An 18,522-nucleotide genomic window follows, 5' to 3' on the forward strand; every position below is an offset into this window, starting at 1 on the left:
CAGACCACTAGGCCGCGGACTCGGTTTCCAGCTCCGCGGTCACCGACAGCTCCGGGCCCTCCGCGGTGAGCAGCTCTCGGCACCGCCCGGCGTCGGCCACGTCGTGGGCCACCTGCTCCAAGATGGCCAGCCGCTCGGCGGTGTCGGTGACGGTGGCGGTGGTTACCGCAGTGGCCAGGCGCACCTTGGCATCGCTCTTGATGCGGCGGATCTCCCTCAGGGCGTCGGCTGCCACCGCGGCGGCCTCGGGGTTCACATCGCCCGCCGCGGCCCGCAGCTCGGCCCCGACAGGCCAAGGCGAGCGGTGGACTGAGCCCGGTTGCCACCACGACCACACCTCTTCAGCCACATAGGGCAGGAACGGGGCGAATAGCTTGAGGTAGGCGGTGAGCGCCGTCTCCAGGGTGGAGCGGGCCGACTCGCCCGCGGGCCCGCCCCGGCCGCCATAGGCCCGGTTCTTCACCAGCTCCAGGTAGTCGTCGGTGAACGACCAGAACGACGTTTCGGTGCTCTCCAGGGCTCGGGCGTAGTCGCCCTTGTCGAACGCGGCAGTGGCGTCGTCGATCAGGTTGGCCAGGTGGGCCAGCAGGGCCCGGTCGAGGGTCTCGGTGGGCTGGGCGTTTGCGGCCGGCTCTTGGCCGAGCACGAACCGACTGGCGTTGAGGATCTTTACCGCCAGGCGCCGGCCCACCTTCATCTGGCCTTCCTCGAAGGCGGTGTCGGTGCCGGGCCGCCCCGACGACGCCCAGTAGCGGAGGGCGTCGGCGCCGAATTGCTCCAGGGTGCCCATGGGGGTGACCACGTTGCCCTTCGACTTGGACATCTTCTTGCGGTCGGGGTCGAGCACCCAGCCGGAGATGGCCGCGGTGGACCACGGCAGCCCGCCGTGCTCGAAGTGGGCCCGGGTCACGGTGGCGAACAGCCAGGTGCGGATGATCTCGTGGGCCTGGGGGCGCAGGTCCATGGGGAAGGTGCGCTCGAACAGGTCGGGGTCGTCCTCCCAGTAACAGGCGATCTGGGGGCTCAGCGAAGAGGTGGCCCAGGTGTCCATCACGTCGGGGTCGGCGGTGTACCCGCCGGGCTGGTCCCTCTGGTCTTCGGCGTAGCCGGGGGGTGTGTCGGAGGAAGGGTCCACAGGGAGGCTGGCCTCGTCGGCGGCGATGGGGTGGTCGTAGTCGGGCTGGCCGTCGTCGTCCAGCGGGTACCAGATGGGGAAGGGCACGCCGAAGAAGCGCTGGCGGCTGATGAGCCAGTCGCCGTTCAGCCCGCCGACCCAATTTTCGTAGCGGACCCGCATGTGCTCAGGCACCCAGTTGAGCTCCCGGCCCCTGTCGATGAGGGCTTCGCGCAGGTCTTGGTCGCGCCCGCCGTTGCGGATGTACCACTGGCGGGAGGTGACGATCTCCAGCGGGCGCTGGCCCTTCTCGAAGAACTTCACCGGGTGGGTGATGGGGCGGGGCTCGCCGATCAGCTCGCCCGACTCGGTGAGGAGCTCAACCGTCCGCTGCTGGGCGCCGTGGATGGTACGCCCGGCGATCTCGGCATAGGGGGCGGGGTCGATGCCGGCGGGAGCGTCGGCCACGATGCGGCCGCCCCGGTCGACGATGGCCCGCACCGGCAGGTCCAGCTCCCGCCACCAGGTCACGTCGGTGGTGTCGCCGAAGGTGCAGATCATGGCCGCGCCGGTGCCCTTCTCCGGGTCGGCGAGGGTGTGGGCCACCATGGGCACCGCCGCCTTGAACAGCGGGGTGGTGATGGTCTGGCCGAACAGGGGCTGATAGCGCTGGTCGTCGGGGTGGGCCACCACGGCCACGCAGGCGGCCAACAGCTCGGGTCGTGTGGTGTCAATGGGCAGGTCGCCGCCGTCGGGCAGGTGGAAGGCCAGGCGGTGGTAGGCGCCGGGGCGCTCCCGGTCTTCCAGCTCGGCCTGGGCCACCGCGGTGCGGAAGGTGATGTCCCACAGGCTGGGGGCCTCGCTCTGGTAGGCCTCGCCCCGGGCCAGGTTGCGGAGGAAGGCCCGCTGGGAGGCCCGGCGGCTGCGCTCGTCGATTGTGGCGTAGGTGAGCGACCAATCGATGCTCAAGCCCAGGCGGCGCCACAGCTCTTCGAAGGCCTGCTCGTCGGTGGCGGTGAGCTGCTCGCACAGCTCGACGAAGTTGCGCCGAGAGATGGGAAGCTGGTCTTTGCCGGGTTCGTCGGGGGGCTGGTAGTGCGGGTCGTAGGGGAGAGAGGGATCGCAGCGGACGCCGAAGTAGTTCTGCACCCGGCGCTCGGTGGGCAGGCCGTTGTCGTCCCAGCCCATGGGGTAGTACACCTGCTTGCCCTGCATGCGCTGATACCGGGCCAGGGTGTCGCAGTGGGTGTAGCTGAACATGTGGCCCACGTGAAGCGAGCCGCTCACGGTGGGGGGCGGGGTGTCGATGGAGTAGACCTGATCGCGGGTGGCAGTGCGGTCGAACCGGTACGTTCCGTCGGCTTCCCAGATTTCGTCCCACTTGGCTTCGAGACCCTCGAGCGCGGGCTTCTCGGGGACGTTGCGGGCGGCGGTCATCGCCTGGTCATCGTACTGTTGTATTTGCAGCGGGTTGCAGTCGTTACGCGTGGGGGCTGTTGGCACCACCCTCTTTGTCTTGGGACTCACATGGCTATGTGAGGTGCTGGGCGATCAGCGCTGCGACCCTCGCGTTGTTGAGCACCAGCTCTTTGTTCGCTTCTAGGCTCTCGCCGTCGGTTGCATCGACGAGCCATTGCAGTAGGAATGGGGTGAGTTCTTTGCCGCTGATGCCCTCAGCATCGGCGTGAACGCACGCTTGGGCTATTGCCGCCTCTATGCGGTCGGTAGGGATTGTTGCGTGTTGTGGGATGGGGTTCGCGATCACGGCACCGCGGGCTGGGTCAAGGTTCCAGTGGGTGTGAAGGTAGTCGCCGATGGCTTCGGGACTATCCAACTGGAGGTTGACCTCATGGGGACTGTCGATGCTGTAGAAGGACGGGAGAATCGCCGTCTGGTAGCCGACGATCGGGACTCCAAGTGTTTCTAGGTATTCGGTGGTCTTGGCGATGTCGAGGATCGACTTGAAGCCTGCGGACACAACGGCCACGGGGGTGCGGGCGAGCTCTTCGAGGTCGCCGCTGATGTCGAAGCTGTACTGCGCGCCGCGGTGAACACCGCCGATCCCGCCCGTGGCGAAGATCCTGATTCCGGCGAGAGCGGCGAGCTTCATCGTTACCGCGACGGTGGTACCGCCAGTTTGACCAAGGTAGAACGAAGCGGCGAGATTCTGGTTGCCGATCTTGACGAGCTCCGGGTCGGGCTGGCCGAGCCGGTCAAGCTCCTCGTCAGTGAGTCCGATGCGGGCGACGCCGTCGACGACCGCGATCGTGGCTGGGGTTGCGCCGTTGGCGCGAACGGCTGCTTCCAGGTGACGGGCGGTCTCGACGTTGTCAGGTGCGGGCATTCCGTGGGTGATGATGGTGGACTCGAGAGCAACGATCGCTTCCTGGTTGGCTGCGGCGGCGGCGACCTCGTCGCTGAACACGATGTGGGGCGTGTGCTGTGAGTTCAATTCATCTCCTGGGGATTGCCGGCCTACTGGAGGCCGGGGGTGAGTTCGGTAGTGATGGCTGCGGCTTGCTCGGTGGCGAGCTCGATGAGTTCGTCGGGGCCGGTGAGGTTGCAGAATCCCCTAACGAGTGCTGCGGTGAACGCGTCACCAGCGCCGGTCGTGCTGAGCGCGTGAATCTGTGGTGCCGAGAGGAATCCGCCGCCGCCTTCCTGGTCGGCCCAGACGACACCGTCGGGTCCGAGCGTTAGGTAGACGGTGGCGACACCAGCGTCAAGGAGCCGCTGCGCAGCTATGCGAGCTGTCGCGGTGTTGTGAATGTCGATCCCGGTGAGCGCGGTCGCCTCGGCGCGGTTTGGCTTCAGCGTGTGGATGCGATCCAGATAGGGCCGAATCCGGGGTGCCTTGGCGACCGAGGTTGTGTCGACGAACACAGTAGGGGAGAGGCTGGTGATCTCATCGAGGGCTTCGTCGTTGAGGTTGCAGTCCACAACCACAACCCGGGCGTGGCGCAAGAGCTCCGCGCGCGCGGCGATGGCCTTGCGGTCCACGACTGCGGTGATGGCCATATCGTTGACGGCCATGAGGAGTTCGCCGTTCGCGTCAATGATGGACAGGTAGGTGGCTGTCGGGTGCTGGGAGGTCCACAGCACCGACGACAGATCAACGCCGCTTGTTGATGTGCGGTTGTAGATGAGTTGGCCGTGGTCGTCCTCTCCGAGGGCGGTTACCAGGTGTGTTTGGAGTCCGGTCGCGGCGAGATTCGCGGCGATGTTGCGGCCGACGCCACCAGCCGAGATGGCGACGGCACCAGGGTTCGATTCGTGTGGCAGTGGTGGTGTGGAGCATCGGCCCTCGATGTCGACGTTCGCTCCGCCAATGACGACAACATAGGGCTCGTCGGCCACGACATAGCCTCGCCCCCTTGCCTTGCCTTGAGCCGTGAGGTTGCTGATGTGGGTCGCGACCGATGAGCGGGTGATGCCGACACTGTAATGCGGGGCATAATTGGCCAGAGGCTGGGGGAGGATGTGGCGATGAGCATTCCGGTCGTAGACCTGAGTGGCCCACGCGAAGCGGTCGTACGCCAGATCGATGGCGCTCTACTCGTCACCGCGTGGCTCTCCCTGTTACCGAGCGGGCACGGCGCGAACACCGCTATGCGATTGCGTTCTTCCATCAGCCGAACTGGCACGCCGAGGTGACGCCATTCGAAACCTGCGTCAGTGCAACCAACCTGGCCAGGTATGGCACCGTGGAAGCCGGTCCGTGGCTTCAGGCAAAGTTCGATTCTGCGTACGGGGGTGGGCCCCTAGCTTGATGTTGCGGGGTTATGGGCGTACTGGTTGTGGTCTTGGCCTCTAATGAGGCGGATGTCTAGGCGGGGGTTGAAGTCGCCGATGGTCTTGGTTTCCCCACGCCAAATGTCCTCGCAGTGGGAGCTGGCGTAGTGGACGGCAATGGCCCGACGAAGGTCCTCGGTGCGGTTGTAGCCGGAGCCATGGACCAGTAAGGGGTGGAAGAACAAGGTGTCGCCGGGATCCATCTCCAAATGGACTCGCTGGTCGACGTCGATGCCCTTGGCCCCGAAGAACAGGAAGTTCTTGTGCTCCCAGTCGGGGTAGTCGTGCTCCAAGAGCTCACCGGTGTGGGTGCCGGGCAACACCACCAAGCAACCGTTTTCACGGGTGATGGTGTCGAGCGCCGTCCACACCCCGACGATGCGGTCGGCGGGGCGGAGGGGAAAGTACAGCAAGTCTTGGTGCAGGGGGTGGCGGCCGTCGACGTCGGTGGGCTTGTTCAGGTACATGCTGTTCAGGGCGATCAAGTCGTCGCCGATGAGCTCGGTCACCTGGTCGATGATCGGCTCGTAGCGCGCATAGCGGGACATCACCGGGTCGCCGTTCACGAAGTTCACTTTGGCGATGCCATGGGCGGGGGTTCGGGGGGTGACCAGACCTTTGGCAACCTCTACGTTGCGGGCTATCTGCATGTTGGGAGCCTGGGCGACGGTGCCGTTGGCAATATCGGCGAACCGCTGGTTGAGGGTGTCGATCATTTCTTCAGGCACCAGCTTGCGCCGAATGAGATAGCCGTCCTGCCAGTAGTCGGCGTCCATCACGGGCCATGCTCCCACAATCCTGATTGAGGGACGACGAGCCGGCCCGCTGTAAGTTCAGTTTGTGGGCATGATCCGGACGCTGCGGTCGGTGGCGCGGTTTCGGCGCTTCGAGTCCAATCGGGCCAAGCGGAGGCTGAGCCGGGCAGCGTCGGTGGCCGACCTGCGGGAGCTGGCCCGGCGGCGGCTGCCCGCGGGGGTGTTCGACTACATCGACGGTGCCGCCGAAGACGAGCTGACCATGGAGCGCAACGCCGCCGCGTTCGACCAGTGGGAGTTCGCGCCCCGGGTGCTGCGGGACGTGTCGGCGTTGGACACCTCGGTGGAGCTGTTGGGCCGGCGCCACCCGGTGCCGTTCGCCCTGGCCCCCACCGGGTTCACCCGCATCGTTTGCCCCGACGGGGAGCTGGCCGTGGCCCGGGCCGCGGCCCGCAAGGGCATCGCCTACTCGCTGTCTACCCTGAGCACCCGCTCCATCGAGGAGATCAGGGAGGTGAGCGACGGCCCGCTGTGGTTCCAGCTCTACTTCTGGCGGGACCGGGGCCTGGTGGCCGAATGGCTCCAGCGGGCCGCCGACTGCGACTACGAGGCCCTGCTGGTGGCGGTGGACACGCCGGTGTTCGGCCGCCGGGAACGGGACGTGCGTAGGGGCTTCACCCTGCCGCCCACCTTGGGCCCCGACACCGTGTTGGACGGCCTGCGCCGACCAGGCTGGACGTGGTCACTGCTGCGATCCGATCCCATCACCTTCGCCAACCTGACCGGAGTGCAGGGCTACGACGGCAGCTCCGCGTTGGGCCTGGCCGAGTTCGCCCACAACCAGTTCAACCAGGCGCTGTCGTGGGACGACCTCGACTGGCTGAGAGAGCGCTGGACCGGGAAGCTGGTGCTCAAAGGCGTTCAATCAGTGGCCGACGCGCAGGTAGCTGCTGAACAGGGCGTAGACGGAATAATCCTCTCCAACCACGGCGGCCGCCAGCTCGACGGCGCCCCGCCCATCTTGGAGCTGGTCCCCCAGGTGGCCGACGCCGTCGGCGGCGACCTCGACATCATCTGCGATGGCGGCGTCCGCCGAGGCAGCCACGTCGCCATGGCCCTCGCCCTAGGCGCCACCGCCGTGATGTTCGGCCGCCCCTACCTCTACGCCCTAGCCGCCGCCGGCGAACCCGGCGTAGACCACCTAATCGACCAATTCACAGAGGAATTAACGCGCACCCTCGCCCTCCTCGGCGTCCCCCAAGCCACCGCCCTAACCCCGGAGTCAGTCCGTCAACGGCAGCAATAGGCGGAGTGTCTTCTCCCCTTGGTGGGTTGGGTAGGGTCGGGCGGTGGTTCAGGCGGCTTTGTTTGATTTGGGTGGGGTGATTGTGGTGGGGCCTTGGGAGGGGTTTGCGGCTTATGAGCGGGAGAATGGGTTGCCGGAGGGGTTGATTCGGCGGATCAATTCGACCGATCCGGATAGCAATGCTTGGGCGCAGATGGAGCGAGGGGAGATAGGGCTGGAGGAGTTTGCCACCGCCTTTGAGGAGGAAGCCCTAGCGCTGGGGTATCGGGTGCATGGGATGGCGGTGCTGAACGGGCTGAGTGGGGAAATGCGTCCTGCTGTGGCTGAGGCGGTGCGGCGGTGTTCGGAGCGGCTGAAGACGGGGCTGTTGACCAACAACTATTTGCCGATGGCATCGTCGGAGCGGTCGGCGGAGATGGCCGAGCTCATGGGATGGTTCGACGTGGTGGTGGAGTCGTCGGTGGTGGGAGTGCGCAAGCCCGACCCGGCGTTCTACACGATGGCTTGTGAAGCGCTCGGCGTTGAGCCTTCGGCCTGTGTTTTTCTGGACGACTTGGGGGTGAACCTCAAGCCGGCTCGGGCGATGGGGATGACCACCATCAAGGTGGTCGATCCCGATGAGGCTCTGGCCGAGTTGGAGGCCGTAGTGGGGTTTTCGCTCAGGGGTTGAGCCGGAGAGCGGAGTTGATCTCGGCTCGGAGTTCGGGAATGCCCTGGCCTTTGGTTGCGCTGGTCCAGATGACGTCGCCGGGGGCGACGCCGAGGCCCTTGGCCAGCTCAGCTTTTCGGGCGCCCCGTTGGGACGATTTCACCTTGTCGGCTTTGGTGGCCACCGGTTGCAGCGGCACGTCATGGTGCGCCAACCATTCCACGGTTTGGAGGTCGAGGGGGGTGGGGCCGACGAGGCCGTCCACCAATAGCAGCACCTCCACCAGGGTCGGGCGGTCGATCAGGTAGCCGTCCATCATCTTCTGCCAGCCCACCCGCTGAGCCTTGGGGGCTTTGGCGAAGCCGTAGCCGGGTAGGTCCACCAGCCAGCGGCCGGGCTCGCCCTCCAGCTCGAAGACATTGAGCAGCCGGGTGGCCCCCGGCGCCTTGGACGTGCGGGCCAGACCCTTGCGGTTGGCCACCGCGTTCAGGAGCGACGACTTGCCCACGTTCGAACGCCCCACCAGCGCCACCTCACAGCGGGACTCGGGCAGCTGGCCGGCATCGCTGGCCGACCGCAGAAAGCGCAGGGCCAGCGGCTTGGACATGCCGAAATGCTACCGGCCCCTTCGTCGGGCCAAGTTGAGGATTGCCGGCTGCTAGCTGTTCATGACCTCGATGTCTAGGAGGTCGCCGAAGCGCTCTAGGGCGGCGGCTCGGCGGGTGGGGATGTGCTCGGTGGGGAAGCCGTCCACGGCGGCGTACTCCTTGAGGGTGCGGCGGGCGATGGACACCTTGTGCACCTCATCGGCGCCGTCTACCAGCCGGGAGGCCCGGGCGTTGCGGTACATCTCCTCTAGGGGCATGTCGGCCGAGTAGCCCAGAGCGCCGTGGACCTGGATGGAGCGGTCGATGGCGTTGTACAGCATCTTGGTGCCGTACACCTTGATCATGGCGATCTCGGTGCGCGACGCCGATGAGCCGTGCTTGTCCATGTGCCAGGCGGCGTGCAGGCACAGCAGCCGGGCCGAGGCGATGTCGATGCGGGTCTCGGCGATGAAGTCCTGCACCATCTGCTTCTCGGCCAGAAGGCTGCCGTGGGCGTACCGGGACAGGGCCCGCTCGCACATCATGTCCAGCGCCCGCTGCGACTGGCCGATCCAGCGCATGGCGTGGTGGATGCGGCCGGGGCCGAGGCGCTTTTGGGCCAGCACAAACCCGTCGCCGGGGTTGCCGATCAAGTTCTCGGCGGGCACCCGCACGTCGCGGTAGATCACCTCGGAGTGGCCCATGGGGTGGCGGGCGAACTGGCCGGGATAGGGGTGGTGCATGTTGGGCACGTCCCGCACGATCTCCAGGCCGGGGGTGTCGGTGGGCACCACGATCATGGACGACCCCTGGTAGGGGTGGACGTCGGGGTTGGTCACCACCATGGCGATCAGGAAATCGGCCCCCGAGCCGCCGGAGGTGAACCACTTGTGGCCGTTGATCACCCAGGTGTCGCCGTCGCGCACCGCCTTGGTCTCCAACAGCGTGGGGTCGGAGCCGGCGGTGTCGGGCTCGGTCATGGAGAACCCCGAGCGCAGCTCGCCGGCCAACAGCGGCTCCATCCAGCGCTTCTTCTGCTCATCGTTGCCGCCGATGGCCAACAGCTCGGCGTTGCCCGAGTCGGGGGCGTTGTTGCCGAAGATGGCCGGAGCGATCGAAGATCGGCCCAAAATCTCGTGCATCAAACCCAGCTTCACTTGGCCGAAGCCCTGGCCCCCCAGCTCGGGGTCGAGATGGCAGGCCCACAGCCCCCGGTCCTTCACCTGCTGCTTCAGCGGCGCGGTCAGGGCCTTCCACTGCTCGTCGGTCACCTCCAGATCGATGGTTTCCAGCGGCAGGATGTGCTCGTCCAGAAACGCCCGGGTCCAGTCCAGTTGCTCCTGGAACTCGGGCTCGGTCTCAAAATCCCAGGCCATGGTGCTGTTTCTTTCGGTTGGAGATGGGGGTTCGCCGGTCCGCTAGACGGCCAGCTGCGACAGGCTGGCGCCGTTGTCGCACATGATGCGGCGGATGTCGTCGTCGCTGAACCCGTCAAGGTCGTCCACGAACGACACCGGGTCGGCCAGGCCCTCGGCGTGGGGGAAGTCGGAGCCGAACAGCATGTGGTCGGTGCCGATCAGCCCGGCCAGCTCGTGCAGGTCGTCCTCGTAGTAGGGCGACACCCACACCTGGTTGCGGAACGTCTCCACCGGGTCCTCGTCGAAGGCGTAGCGGTGCTGGCCGTAGGTCTTGGCCAGCTTCTGGATGAGGGGCCGCACCCAATAGGAGCCGGTCTCGATGGTGGCCACCCGCAGGTTGGGGAACCGCACCAGCACCCCGTCGGCCAGAAGCGAGGCCATGGTGTCGCTGATGGGGGAGTGCGACAGCAGGCTCTGGAGCGGGTTGTAGCGGAAGGCCTCGGTCTCGGTGCCGAGCCCCCAGCGGTGGTTCATGAACGAGTAGCCCGAGTCGCCGGAGTGGAAGGCCACGCACACGCCGTTGTCGTTGAGGAATTGCCACACCGGGTCGTTGTCGGGATGGCCCAGCGAGCGGTAGTTGCCGTTGCCGTCGGGCACCGAGGTGGCCCGGAAGTTCACCAGCCGCAGACCCCGGCCGATGGCCCACTCCAGCTCGCCCAGCGCCCATTCCACATCCACCAGGCTCAGGTACAGGGCGGTGAACAGGCGCTCCTGGTAGGAGAAGCCCCAGTCTTCGTCCAGCCAGCGGTTGAATGCCCCGAACGCCGCGGTGATGGCCCCGAGGTCGTCTTCCAGGCAGGCCTCCATGCCCACCCCCAGGGTGGGGAACATGAAGCAGCCGCCCAGGCCCTGCGAGTCCATGAGGGCCAGGCGGGCGTCGCGGTTGCGGTAGGCGGGGCTGATGGGGTCGAGCTCGCCGAAGGCCTCCCGCATGTCGCTGGCCGAGGTCTTGGCCCGGAAGTACTCGTCGAGAATGCCGGGCTTGGCCACCGGGTCGAAGGTGGGGTTGGGGATGAACCGGTTGATCCGACCGGCCACGATCAGCCGCTGCTTGCCCCCGATGTCGGCCCACTGCATGCAGCGCTTGGCCATCTTGGGGTCGATGTGGCGGGTGAAGGCGTCGGTGGCCTCGTAGTAGTGGTTGTCGGCGTCGAAGGCGAGATATCCGAGCTCAGTCATGGCCCTATTCTGGCTTGTTTGCTCGGCATTCGACCACCGGCGGGGCGGTGCCGGGGCGTTTTTCAGCAGACCACCACGATGCGCCCGGTGGTGAGGCGGTCCTCCATCTGCTCGAGCGCGGCGGGCAGCTCCTCGAAGGGCACGGTGCCGCCCACCAGCGGGGCGATCCGCCCCTCGGACAGCCGATCGCAGAGCTCTTCGTGGATCCGGTCGCCCAGTGATCGGGGGTTGATGTTGAACCCGGCCATGCCGCCGTAGAGCGCCGGGTTGCTGCTGTAGGCCAAAAGCACCCCTCCGATCGAAACTTGGGAGAAGCACAGCAGCCTCGGGGGAAGGCCTACGGCGTCCTCGGCCTCGATCTTGCTGGCGAAGCCGATGATTATCAGCCGCCCGCCCCGGGTCATGCACCGTATCGAGGCTTCGGTGACCTCGCCGCCCACGCCGTCGAACACCAGATCGACTCCGGCCCCGCCGGTGATGTCGCGCACTTCAGTGGCGAAGTCTCCGTCCCGGTAGTTCACCGCGGCTTCGGCCCCTAGGGAGCGCACGAACTCGCACTTGGCCTCGCTGCCCGCGGTGCCGATCACCCGGGCCCCGGCGTCCACGGCCAGTTGCACCGCGGCCGAGCCCACGCCGCCGGCCGCGGCGTGGATCAGCACCCACTCTCCGGGCTGGATCTGGCCCCGCTCGTGCAAGCCCAGCCATGACAGGTGGAAGGGGAAGAAGAAGGCGGCCGCCTCGGTGTCGTCGAGTGACTCGGGGGCGTCGAACACCATGTCGGGCTGGCAGATCACCTTGTCGGCGTAGCCCCCGAAGGCGCTCTCGGCGGTGGCGTGTACCCGGCGCCCGAGCCACTCCTCGGCACCCTCTCCCACGGCGTCAACTGTGCCCAGCACCTCCATGCCCAGGGTGTAGGGGAGCTCGGGGTTCACGGTGCGGTAGCGCCCGTGGCAGCCGTCGATCTCGTTGAAGTTCAGCACCGTCCGAGTGGGCGCCACCCGGATCTTGCCCGGCTCCGGCACCGGCTCGTCGATGTCGTCCAGCCGCAGCGCCTCCGACGGCCTCCCATATTGATGTACACGCCATGCTCGCACGGCAGCGCAGCTTACCGGCAGGTTATGGGCAAACTACTCTAGGTGTCCCCAAAAATTGAGTGGCATTGGAATTCTCCAGCAGCGGACGTTCCCGTCGGTTCGGACAGCGCAATGCTCCGACCCGTCTGCGTCGATAGCGGTGTATTGGCCTGCGGGGGCATCGAGTTGGCGGTAGGGGTCGAACTCCCAGCAGACGATGTTCCCATCGGTTCGGATGGCGCACGGCCGATAACCGCTCGTGGGAAGTGCGGTGTATTGGCCTGCGGGGACGTCTAGTGGGCGGTATACCAAGTCTTCGGGCTCAGGTGCCTGTCGTCCAGGATTCTCAGGTCCGAAGTCCCAGCAGGCGATGGTTTGGTCGGTTCGTACAGCGCAATAAAAAAACAGAGCGTAAACAAGTGGATTCCCAAACTCGTCGCTGAGTGCATTCCCTTGCTGTTCGCGGGCTCTGGTGTAACCGTTAGTGTAAGATGCGATGGCGGTGTATTGGCCTGCGGGGCCGTCTAGTGGGCGGTATACCAAGTCTAAGTCCTCGTCTGCACGTTTTGCAGGTCCTAAGTCCCAGCAGGCGATGGTTTGGTCGGTTCGGATGGCACATGAACTTTCTAAGGTTGCTGCGATGGCGGTGTATTGGCCTGCGGGGCCGTCTAGTGGGCGGTATACGAAGTCTTCGTGCTCAGGTCCGTATCCACGCCACTCAGGTCCGAACTGCCAGCAGACGATGGTCCCATCGGTCCGAACAGCGCAATAATCGCGTTCATTTATAGTGTTGCGGTACTCGATGGCGGTGTATTGGCCTGCGGGGGCATCTAGTTGGGTGCTGAAGCCGCTGTATATGCCGGGTTCCCAGCAGTCGATGGTGCCGTCGGTTCTGATCGCACATTCAGTATCATGAAACCATTCAGCTACTGCGATGTCGGTGTATGGGCCTCCGGTCGCATAATAAGTTTCAAATATGTTGCGGCCCCCGCAGTCGATGGTGCCGTCGATTCGAATAGTGCAAAATCCATAGTTATCTTGGTTGTTGTTGTTGATGCTGTTATCTGGGTTGTTATCTGGGAAGAAGGCGGTGTATTGGCCTGCTGGGGGCGGCGTTCTCCGGTGAAAAGTATATTCGTCGCCCCAGCAGTCGATGGTGCCGTCAGTTCGGATCGCACACCCTTCATGCGAACCACTGTTGTCCGCAACTATTACGATGTCGGTGTATGGGCCTGCGGGCGCATCAGGCCAACCAAATACGTTGTTACCCCAGCAGTCGATGGTGCCGTCGGTTCGGATCGCACACGAATGAACATCGCCTGTTGCGATGGCGGTGTATTGCCCTGCTGGCGCATCAGTTTGGCCATAACGGTTGTGACCCCAGCAGTCGATGGTGCCGTCGGTTCGGATCGCACACGAATGAACATTGCTTGTTGCGATGGCGGTGTATTGCCCTGCTGGCGCATGATAATCCCTCTCCGACGGAAGCCACCCCCAGCAGTTGATGGTTTGGTCGGTTCCGATCGCACAAGAATGATAGTCACCTGCTGCGATTGCGGTGTATTGGCCTGCGGGTGGGTCGATGATCAGATCGGCATCCGGCCACCATACGTTGCGGCTGCCCCAGCAGTCGATGGTGCCGTCGGTTCGGATCGCACACGAATGGCCTTGGCCTGTTGCGATTGCGGTGTATTGCCCTGCGGGCGGATCAGCTTGGCCATGTCCAGTGTGGCCCCAGCAGGCGATGGTTTGGTCGGTTCGGACGGCACAAATTGTATTGTCTACTGCGATTGCGGTGTATCGGCCTGCGGACGAATGGGGTACGGGACGTATGATCGACCGCCTGTATTGATCTAGTTGCTGGTATTCCGTATGGGAGTAGAGATAAATGCGGTTGGATTCGTAACTATCGAATGGGCCGAATGAGCCCCAGCAGTCGATGGTGCCGTCGGTTCGGATAGCGCAAAAATAATCTTGCCTATCTATGCCGCTTGCTGAGATCGCGGTATATTGCCCTGTAGGCGCATTGGCGTGAAGGCTGCCGCCCCAGCAGTCGATGGTGCCGTCGGTTCGGATAGCGCATGTTCGATACCCGGCTGCTGCGATGGCGGTGTATTGGACAGAGCCGGGTTGGGTTGAGACTGTTTGTGATGTGTCTGGGTTCTTGCTGCTTGGTATGTGGGGAACTTCTGGGCATCCGCCGGTTACTATGTGGGTGTCGATGTTGTGTTGGCAGCGGTAGGCGTTGAGGAGGTTTTCCTGGTCGGCGATGAGCTGGTCGCGTGCGGTGATGTCTTGGTTGGTGGGGGTGCCTTCGAAGTTGCCGGGCGGGGCAGCGGGCCGCGTGGGCTGCCCGCTGGAGCATCCCCCCGGCACGGCTGTGATGTCGATGCCGAATCGGCAGCGGTAGGTGTTCAGCAAGGCTTCCTGCTGGGCGATCAGTTCGTCGCGGGCTTCGAGTTGTTGGCGGAGCAATCCGACGTCGCCTGGAGACTGGGCATTTGCCAAACCACCAGGCACTGCAAGTGCCGCGATTGCCAATCCTGCTACCGCCAGGATCGCCGGTAGGTGCATCATCGAGAGACTGTACCCCCCCCCCCCGACCGACCAATCAAGCCGGGGCTGGAGGCGGCAGGGATCGCTTCCGGTCACCAGGCAGCCATGTCTGTATCGGCGACCAGCTCAGGGGATCAAGGGGGCAGCGATCAGGTTGCCAAAAGGCGCTCGCGCTGGCGCAAGGCCACCATTGGAGTTCAACACCACCGGGTGGCAACTGGGCCTGCTGGCCGCTGGCACCGGCATCGGATCGGTGATCTTCTTCCCGCTGGTGGCCGGTAGGGGCCAGTTCACCGCCCGGTCCCGACTGCTGGCCATCGGGCTGAGCGCCTACGGCCTGGCGCTGGCCGGGTTCGGCTTGGCCCCGTGGTACGCCATGGCCATCTTGTTCTTGCTCATCCTCGGCGGCTGTCACCTCGCCACCGCCTCCACGCTCAACACCGTCATCCAACTCCAAGTAGAGGAGTCCATGCGGGGACGGATCATCGCCCTGTACCTGATGGCCATCAACCTGGCCATCGGCGCCGGCACCATGATCCAAGGGGCGCTGTTCGACTGGATCGGCCCCCGAATCACGGTGTCGATCAGCGCGGGCATCATCGTGGTTCTGGCCGCCTGGCTGGTTAGCACCCGTCGTTTCGCCTCCATGGACGTGGGCACTGCGGTCACCTGACCCGCGGGCGCTCGCGGCGGAGGAGTACCGTCGGTTGGGTGCGAGTGCTGGTGGTGTCCCACTCCAAGACCGGGGGGACCAAAGCCATGACCGAGGCCGTAGTAGCCGGGGCCACCCACCCCGACATCGACGGGGTGGAGGTAGTGCAAGTGTCCGCACTGGGGGCTACCGCCGACGATGTGATGGCCGCCGACGGCTACCTGCTGGGCACCCCGGAGAACTTCGGCTACATGAGCGGCGCGCTCAAGCACTTCTTCGACACCGTGTACTACGACTGCTTGGACCACACCCGGGGGCGTCCCTACGGGCTGTTCGTGCGGGCCGGCAACGACGGCACCGGCGCGGTGCGGGCAGTGGAGCCTCTGGTTACTGGGCTGGGGTGGAAGGCGGTGGCCCCGCCGGTGGTGGCCACCGGTGAGCTGACCGACGCCCATCTGGAGGCCTGCCGCGAGCTGGGCATGACCCTGGCCGCCGGCTTGGAGCTGGGCATCTACTGAGTCCGTTAGCCCCATTTGCCGGGAGGCCTCCAGCCCGCATGGGGTCGGCCGGGAAGCGGTTCGTAAGATCGGGCCATGAGCAGTTTGTTCGATCTGACAGGGAAGGTGGCGCTGGTCACCGGGGGCACCAAGGGCATCGGTCGGTCCATTGCCAAGGGCTATGCCATGGCCGGCGCCGAGGTTGTGATCACCGGGCGGCGCCAGGAGGGCTGCGACGAGGCTGCCGCCGAACTGAAAGACGAGTTGGGCAGCCAATCGGTGCGGGGCATCGCCTGCCACATGGGGGAGTGGGACCAGATCGACGCGCTGGTCGATCGGGTGTATGGCGACCTCGGCCGGATCGACGTGTTGGTCAACAACGCGGGCATCAACCCCGCCCCGGTCACCGTGGCCGACTGCACCGAGGCCTACTTCGACAAGGTGTACGCGGTGAACGTGAAGGGGCCGATCCGATTGACCGGTTTGGTGGCCCCCCGCATGGGAGAGGCTGGCGGAGGGTCGATCATCAATGTAACCACCATGGGGGCTTATGGCGGCGGCCCGGGGGTGGGGATCTACACCTCTAGCAAGGCGGCGCTGCACAACCTCACCCGGGCCATGGCCGGAGAGTGGGCCAGCCTCGGCGTGCGGGTCAATTCCCTGGTGCCGGGGCCGTTCATGTCGGAGATGATGAAGGGATCGATGCGGTTTGATCCCGAATTCCCCGAACGGTCAGGGAAGGCCACCATGATGAACCGGGTGGCCGACTGCGACGAGATCATCGGCCTGGCTCTATACCTCGCGTCCGACGCCTCGTCGTACGCCACCGGCCATGACTTCAAGATCGCCGGCGGTATGTGAGCAGTGGCCGCTTAGCCTCTCACGGCTAAGCGGCTGATCTGGGCCTCCTGCGAATGGGACTGGGGTCCCGCTGCCGGCCGCGCCGCGCGCACCGCGGCTACCGCATGATCGAGGTCCATTCCCCGGGAGGTGAGTACCGAGATGCACACAATCCCGGCTCTGCCATATCCGGCGCCGCAGTGGACCATGACCCCTCTGCCTTGATCTAGGTGCCGGTTGATCGTGTCCACCAACTCTCGAACGTCGTCGTCGCCGGTGACCCCCTGATCGACCATCGGGACATGGATGGCCTGGTGGGGAGCGGGATCGGCCAACCACGAGGGGTAATCGGGATAACGCATGGCGATCTCCGGGTCGGTCAGCAAGCACACCATGACCTCTGCACCCACGTCCTCTAGGGCCGCGGCAGGATCAGGCCCGGTCACCGCAAAGGCCGTGGCGTAAAGATGCCCGGTCGCCCCCGGCACCGGAATCCGATGGATCCCCCCCGCCATCTGATACCGCGCCGCCCCCACCTGCACCCCGCCACCCTACTGGTGGGCAGCAACCTGGTTGGAAGGAGAGGTCATGCCATGTATGTTGGCCACCGTGACGTCACCCGCGACGGAGATTGTCTTCGAGGTTAGTGAAGATGAAGTGGCTGGTGGATATTCCGCTAGCGCCATCGGTTACGGAATTCACACGCAAGGGGAGACCATCGAAGAGATCCGCGAAAACGTCCGGGAAGCCTTCGAGTGCTATTTCGACGGGGAAGTGGCTCGCCCTGAATTGATTCGCCTGCACTTTGTTCACGGCGAGGTCTTGGTTCTTTGAGGCTGCCGCGCGATGTGCGCGGGGCCGATCTCCAAAGAGCGCTTCAGAAGCTTGGATACACAGCCACCCGGCAGCGCGGCTCACATTTGCGCATCACAACTCATCTGAGTGGGGAGCATCACGAGGTCATCCCCCTGCACAATCCCATCAAGACCAAGACCCTGTCGGGCATTCTCAAGAGTGTCGCAACCCATCACGAGATCAGTGTGCAAGAGCTGCTGGAATTGCTTGATCTCTAACCACAGGTATTTCCTGCAATCTCTAGTGTGGAAGCCAGCGGGGTAGTTAGGGGATGCTGGGGGGATGGACGACTTCTCCGGGAAGGTGGCGCTGGTGATGGGGGCGGCGTGTCCTCCGGAGATCGGGCGGGCGGTGGCGGTGCGGCTGGCCCGAGCCGGAGCCAGCGTGGCCTGTGCCGACCGGGTAGAGGTCGGCCACCCGGATTCGGCCTGCGCTTCCCCGGAGGCCCTGGACGCCACGGTGGCCGCAGTGCAGGCCGAGGGGCAGGCGGCGTTGCGATTGGAGGCCGACGTGGCCGACGCCGATCAGGTGAACGAGGTGGTGGGGCGGTGTGTCGGTGAGTTCGGGAGGCTCGACCTGGTGGTCAACGTGGCCGGGGGGCTTGGACCCGACATGGGGTGGGCGCCGTTGCTGGAGCTGACTGAGGCGTCGTGGCGGCGATCGATGGACGTGAACCTGACCGGAGCGTTCTTGGTGGCCCAAGCCGCTGCTCGCCAGATGGTTGAACAAGGCAACGGCGGGTCGATTGTGCTGCTGTCGTCGTATGCCACTGTGGCCGCGGCCAGCGGCACTTCGGCATTCGCCGCGGCTAAGGCTGGGGTCGACCGGCTGGTCGCTGCCCTAGCCATGGAGCTGGCGCCCCACCAGATCAGGGTCAACGGAGTGCGCCCGCTAGGAGTCGACCCCGACGCTACCGAAAGCGGCCATCCCTATCTGGAGCAAACCGTGGCGCAGTCTGGCGGCGACCGCAGCCAGTGGGTGCGCTCCAAGATCGCCCTCGAACGCTTGCAACACCCTGACGAGACCGCCGCGGTAATCGCCTTCCTGCTCTCCGACGAGGCTTCATTCGTCACCGGCGAATGCATCACCGTCGCCGGCGGGCCGCGCTGGTAGGAGCGGCCATCGTAGAATAAATGGCTAGATTATCTATAATAAAAGCGCCATAATTGTTTTGTGGAAGCTGGAGTTCGAGAGTTGCGGGACAATTTGAGTCGATACCTCACAGCGGTTCGAGCAGGAACCGAGGTCA

18 protein-coding genes and 1 pseudogene are annotated in these 18,522 nt (G+C 65.2%); 9 read left to right on the forward strand and 10 right to left on the reverse strand.

Annotated elements, in window-relative coordinates:
• Positions 1-7 precede the first annotated feature (7 nt).
• The 4 genes from valS to ACOQPI_RS08800 form a co-directional block, all read right to left on the reverse strand.
• A complete protein-coding gene (gene valS, locus ACOQPI_RS08785) occupies positions 8-2,551 on the reverse strand; it encodes a valine--tRNA ligase (RefSeq protein ID WP_420619278.1) in 2,544 nt (847 codons plus the stop codon).
• Positions 2,552-2,645: 94 nt separating this feature from the next.
• Positions 2,646-3,539, reverse strand: coding sequence for a pseudouridine-5'-phosphate glycosidase (locus tag ACOQPI_RS08790; protein WP_420619279.1), 894 nt, complete (start codon positions 3,537-3,539; stop codon positions 2,646-2,648).
• Between the two features lie 50 nt (positions 3,540-3,589).
• Positions 3,590-4,471 (reverse strand): carbohydrate kinase family protein, encoded by an 882-nt coding sequence (locus tag ACOQPI_RS08795; protein WP_420619280.1) that lies wholly within the window; start codon positions 4,469-4,471, stop codon positions 3,590-3,592.
• Positions 4,472-4,875: 404 nt separating this feature from the next.
• Entirely contained in the window at positions 4,876-5,700 is an 825-nt protein-coding gene (locus ACOQPI_RS08800) for a phytanoyl-CoA dioxygenase family protein (protein ID WP_420619281.1), read from the reverse strand.
• Positions 5,701-5,752: 52 nt separating this feature from the next.
• Here ACOQPI_RS08800 and ACOQPI_RS08805 point away from each other — a divergent pair, with 52 nt between their 5' ends.
• Together ACOQPI_RS08805 and ACOQPI_RS08810 are read left to right on the forward strand one after the other, a co-directional pair.
• Complete coding sequence (locus ACOQPI_RS08805) at positions 5,753-6,967, forward strand: alpha-hydroxy acid oxidase (RefSeq protein ID WP_420621013.1); 1,215 nt, start codon at positions 5,753-5,755, stop codon at positions 6,965-6,967.
• 43 nt (positions 6,968-7,010) lie between these two features.
• On the forward strand, positions 7,011-7,637 hold the full coding sequence (locus ACOQPI_RS08810; protein WP_420619282.1) for an HAD-IA family hydrolase: 627 nt from the start codon (positions 7,011-7,013) through the stop codon (positions 7,635-7,637).
• Here ACOQPI_RS08810 and yihA read toward each other — a convergent pair.
• From yihA to ACOQPI_RS08835, 5 genes are all read right to left on the reverse strand, one after another.
• Positions 7,627-8,223, reverse strand: a complete 597-nt coding sequence (gene yihA, locus ACOQPI_RS08815; protein WP_420619283.1) for a ribosome biogenesis GTP-binding protein YihA/YsxC — start codon at positions 8,221-8,223, stop codon at positions 7,627-7,629. The genes ACOQPI_RS08810 and yihA overlap by 11 nt on opposite strands.
• 51 nt (positions 8,224-8,274) lie before the next feature.
• The gene (locus ACOQPI_RS08820; protein WP_420619284.1) at positions 8,275-9,579 is read right to left on the reverse strand and encodes an acyl-CoA dehydrogenase family protein; all 1,305 of its coding nucleotides are present in this window, start codon (positions 9,577-9,579) and stop codon (positions 8,275-8,277) included.
• A 42-nt stretch (positions 9,580-9,621) separates the two neighbouring features.
• Entirely contained in the window at positions 9,622-10,800 is a 1,179-nt protein-coding gene (locus tag ACOQPI_RS08825) for an amidohydrolase family protein (RefSeq protein ID WP_420619285.1), read from the reverse strand.
• A gap of 62 nt (positions 10,801-10,862) precedes the next feature.
• Positions 10,863-11,894, reverse strand: coding sequence for an NADPH:quinone oxidoreductase family protein (locus ACOQPI_RS08830; RefSeq protein WP_420619286.1), 1,032 nt, complete (start codon positions 11,892-11,894; stop codon positions 10,863-10,865).
• A gap of 33 nt (positions 11,895-11,927) precedes the next feature.
• Entirely contained in the window at positions 11,928-14,414 is a 2,487-nt protein-coding gene (locus tag ACOQPI_RS08835; protein ID WP_420619287.1) for an RCC1 domain-containing protein, read from the reverse strand.
• A gap of 205 nt (positions 14,415-14,619) precedes the next feature.
• Here ACOQPI_RS08835 and ACOQPI_RS08840 point away from each other — a divergent pair, with 205 nt between their 5' ends.
• The 3 genes from ACOQPI_RS08840 (at position 14,620) to ACOQPI_RS08850 (ending at position 16,439) form a co-directional block, all read left to right on the forward strand.
• On the forward strand, positions 14,620-15,102 hold the full coding sequence (locus ACOQPI_RS08840) for an MFS transporter (RefSeq protein WP_420619288.1): 483 nt from the start codon (positions 14,620-14,622) through the stop codon (positions 15,100-15,102).
• Positions 15,103-15,188: 86 nt separating this feature from the next.
• Positions 15,189-15,599, forward strand: coding sequence for a flavodoxin family protein (locus ACOQPI_RS08845; protein WP_420621014.1), 411 nt, complete (start codon positions 15,189-15,191; stop codon positions 15,597-15,599).
• A 75-nt stretch (positions 15,600-15,674) separates the two neighbouring features.
• Positions 15,675-16,439 carry an SDR family NAD(P)-dependent oxidoreductase gene (locus ACOQPI_RS08850; protein WP_420619289.1) on the forward strand — a complete coding sequence of 255 codons (765 nt, stop codon included), beginning with the start codon at positions 15,675-15,677 and terminating at the stop codon, positions 16,437-16,439.
• 11 nt (positions 16,440-16,450) lie between these two features.
• On the opposite strand, the gene ACOQPI_RS08855 is transcribed toward ACOQPI_RS08850, so the two are convergent.
• Complete coding sequence (locus ACOQPI_RS08855) at positions 16,451-16,960, reverse strand: protein-tyrosine phosphatase family protein (RefSeq protein WP_420619290.1); 510 nt, start codon at positions 16,958-16,960, stop codon at positions 16,451-16,453.
• Positions 16,961-17,015: 55 nt separating this feature from the next.
• Here ACOQPI_RS08855 and ACOQPI_RS08860 point away from each other — a divergent pair, with 55 nt between their 5' ends.
• The 4 genes and pseudogenes from ACOQPI_RS08860 to ACOQPI_RS08875 all read left to right on the forward strand — a co-directional run.
• A complete protein-coding gene (locus ACOQPI_RS08860) occupies positions 17,016-17,252 on the forward strand; it encodes a type II toxin-antitoxin system HicB family antitoxin (RefSeq protein ID WP_420619291.1) in 237 nt (78 codons plus the stop codon).
• A complete protein-coding gene (locus ACOQPI_RS08865; RefSeq protein WP_420619292.1) occupies positions 17,249-17,491 on the forward strand; it encodes a type II toxin-antitoxin system HicA family toxin in 243 nt (80 codons plus the stop codon). The genes ACOQPI_RS08860 and ACOQPI_RS08865 overlap by 4 nt, the downstream gene beginning before the upstream one ends.
• A 64-nt stretch (positions 17,492-17,555) precedes the next feature.
• A complete protein-coding gene (locus ACOQPI_RS08870) occupies positions 17,556-18,386 on the forward strand; it encodes an SDR family NAD(P)-dependent oxidoreductase (protein WP_420619293.1) in 831 nt (276 codons plus the stop codon).
• A gap of 60 nt (positions 18,387-18,446) precedes the next feature.
• A pseudogene (locus ACOQPI_RS08875) lies at positions 18,447-18,521 on the forward strand (hypothetical protein); the annotation flags it as partial.
• Position 18,522 lies beyond the last annotated feature (1 nt).

This window comes from Candidatus Poriferisocius sp. (genome assembly GCF_965219815.1).
In the GTDB taxonomy this organism is placed as follows: Bacteria; Actinomycetota; Acidimicrobiia; order Acidimicrobiales; family Bin134; genus Poriferisocius.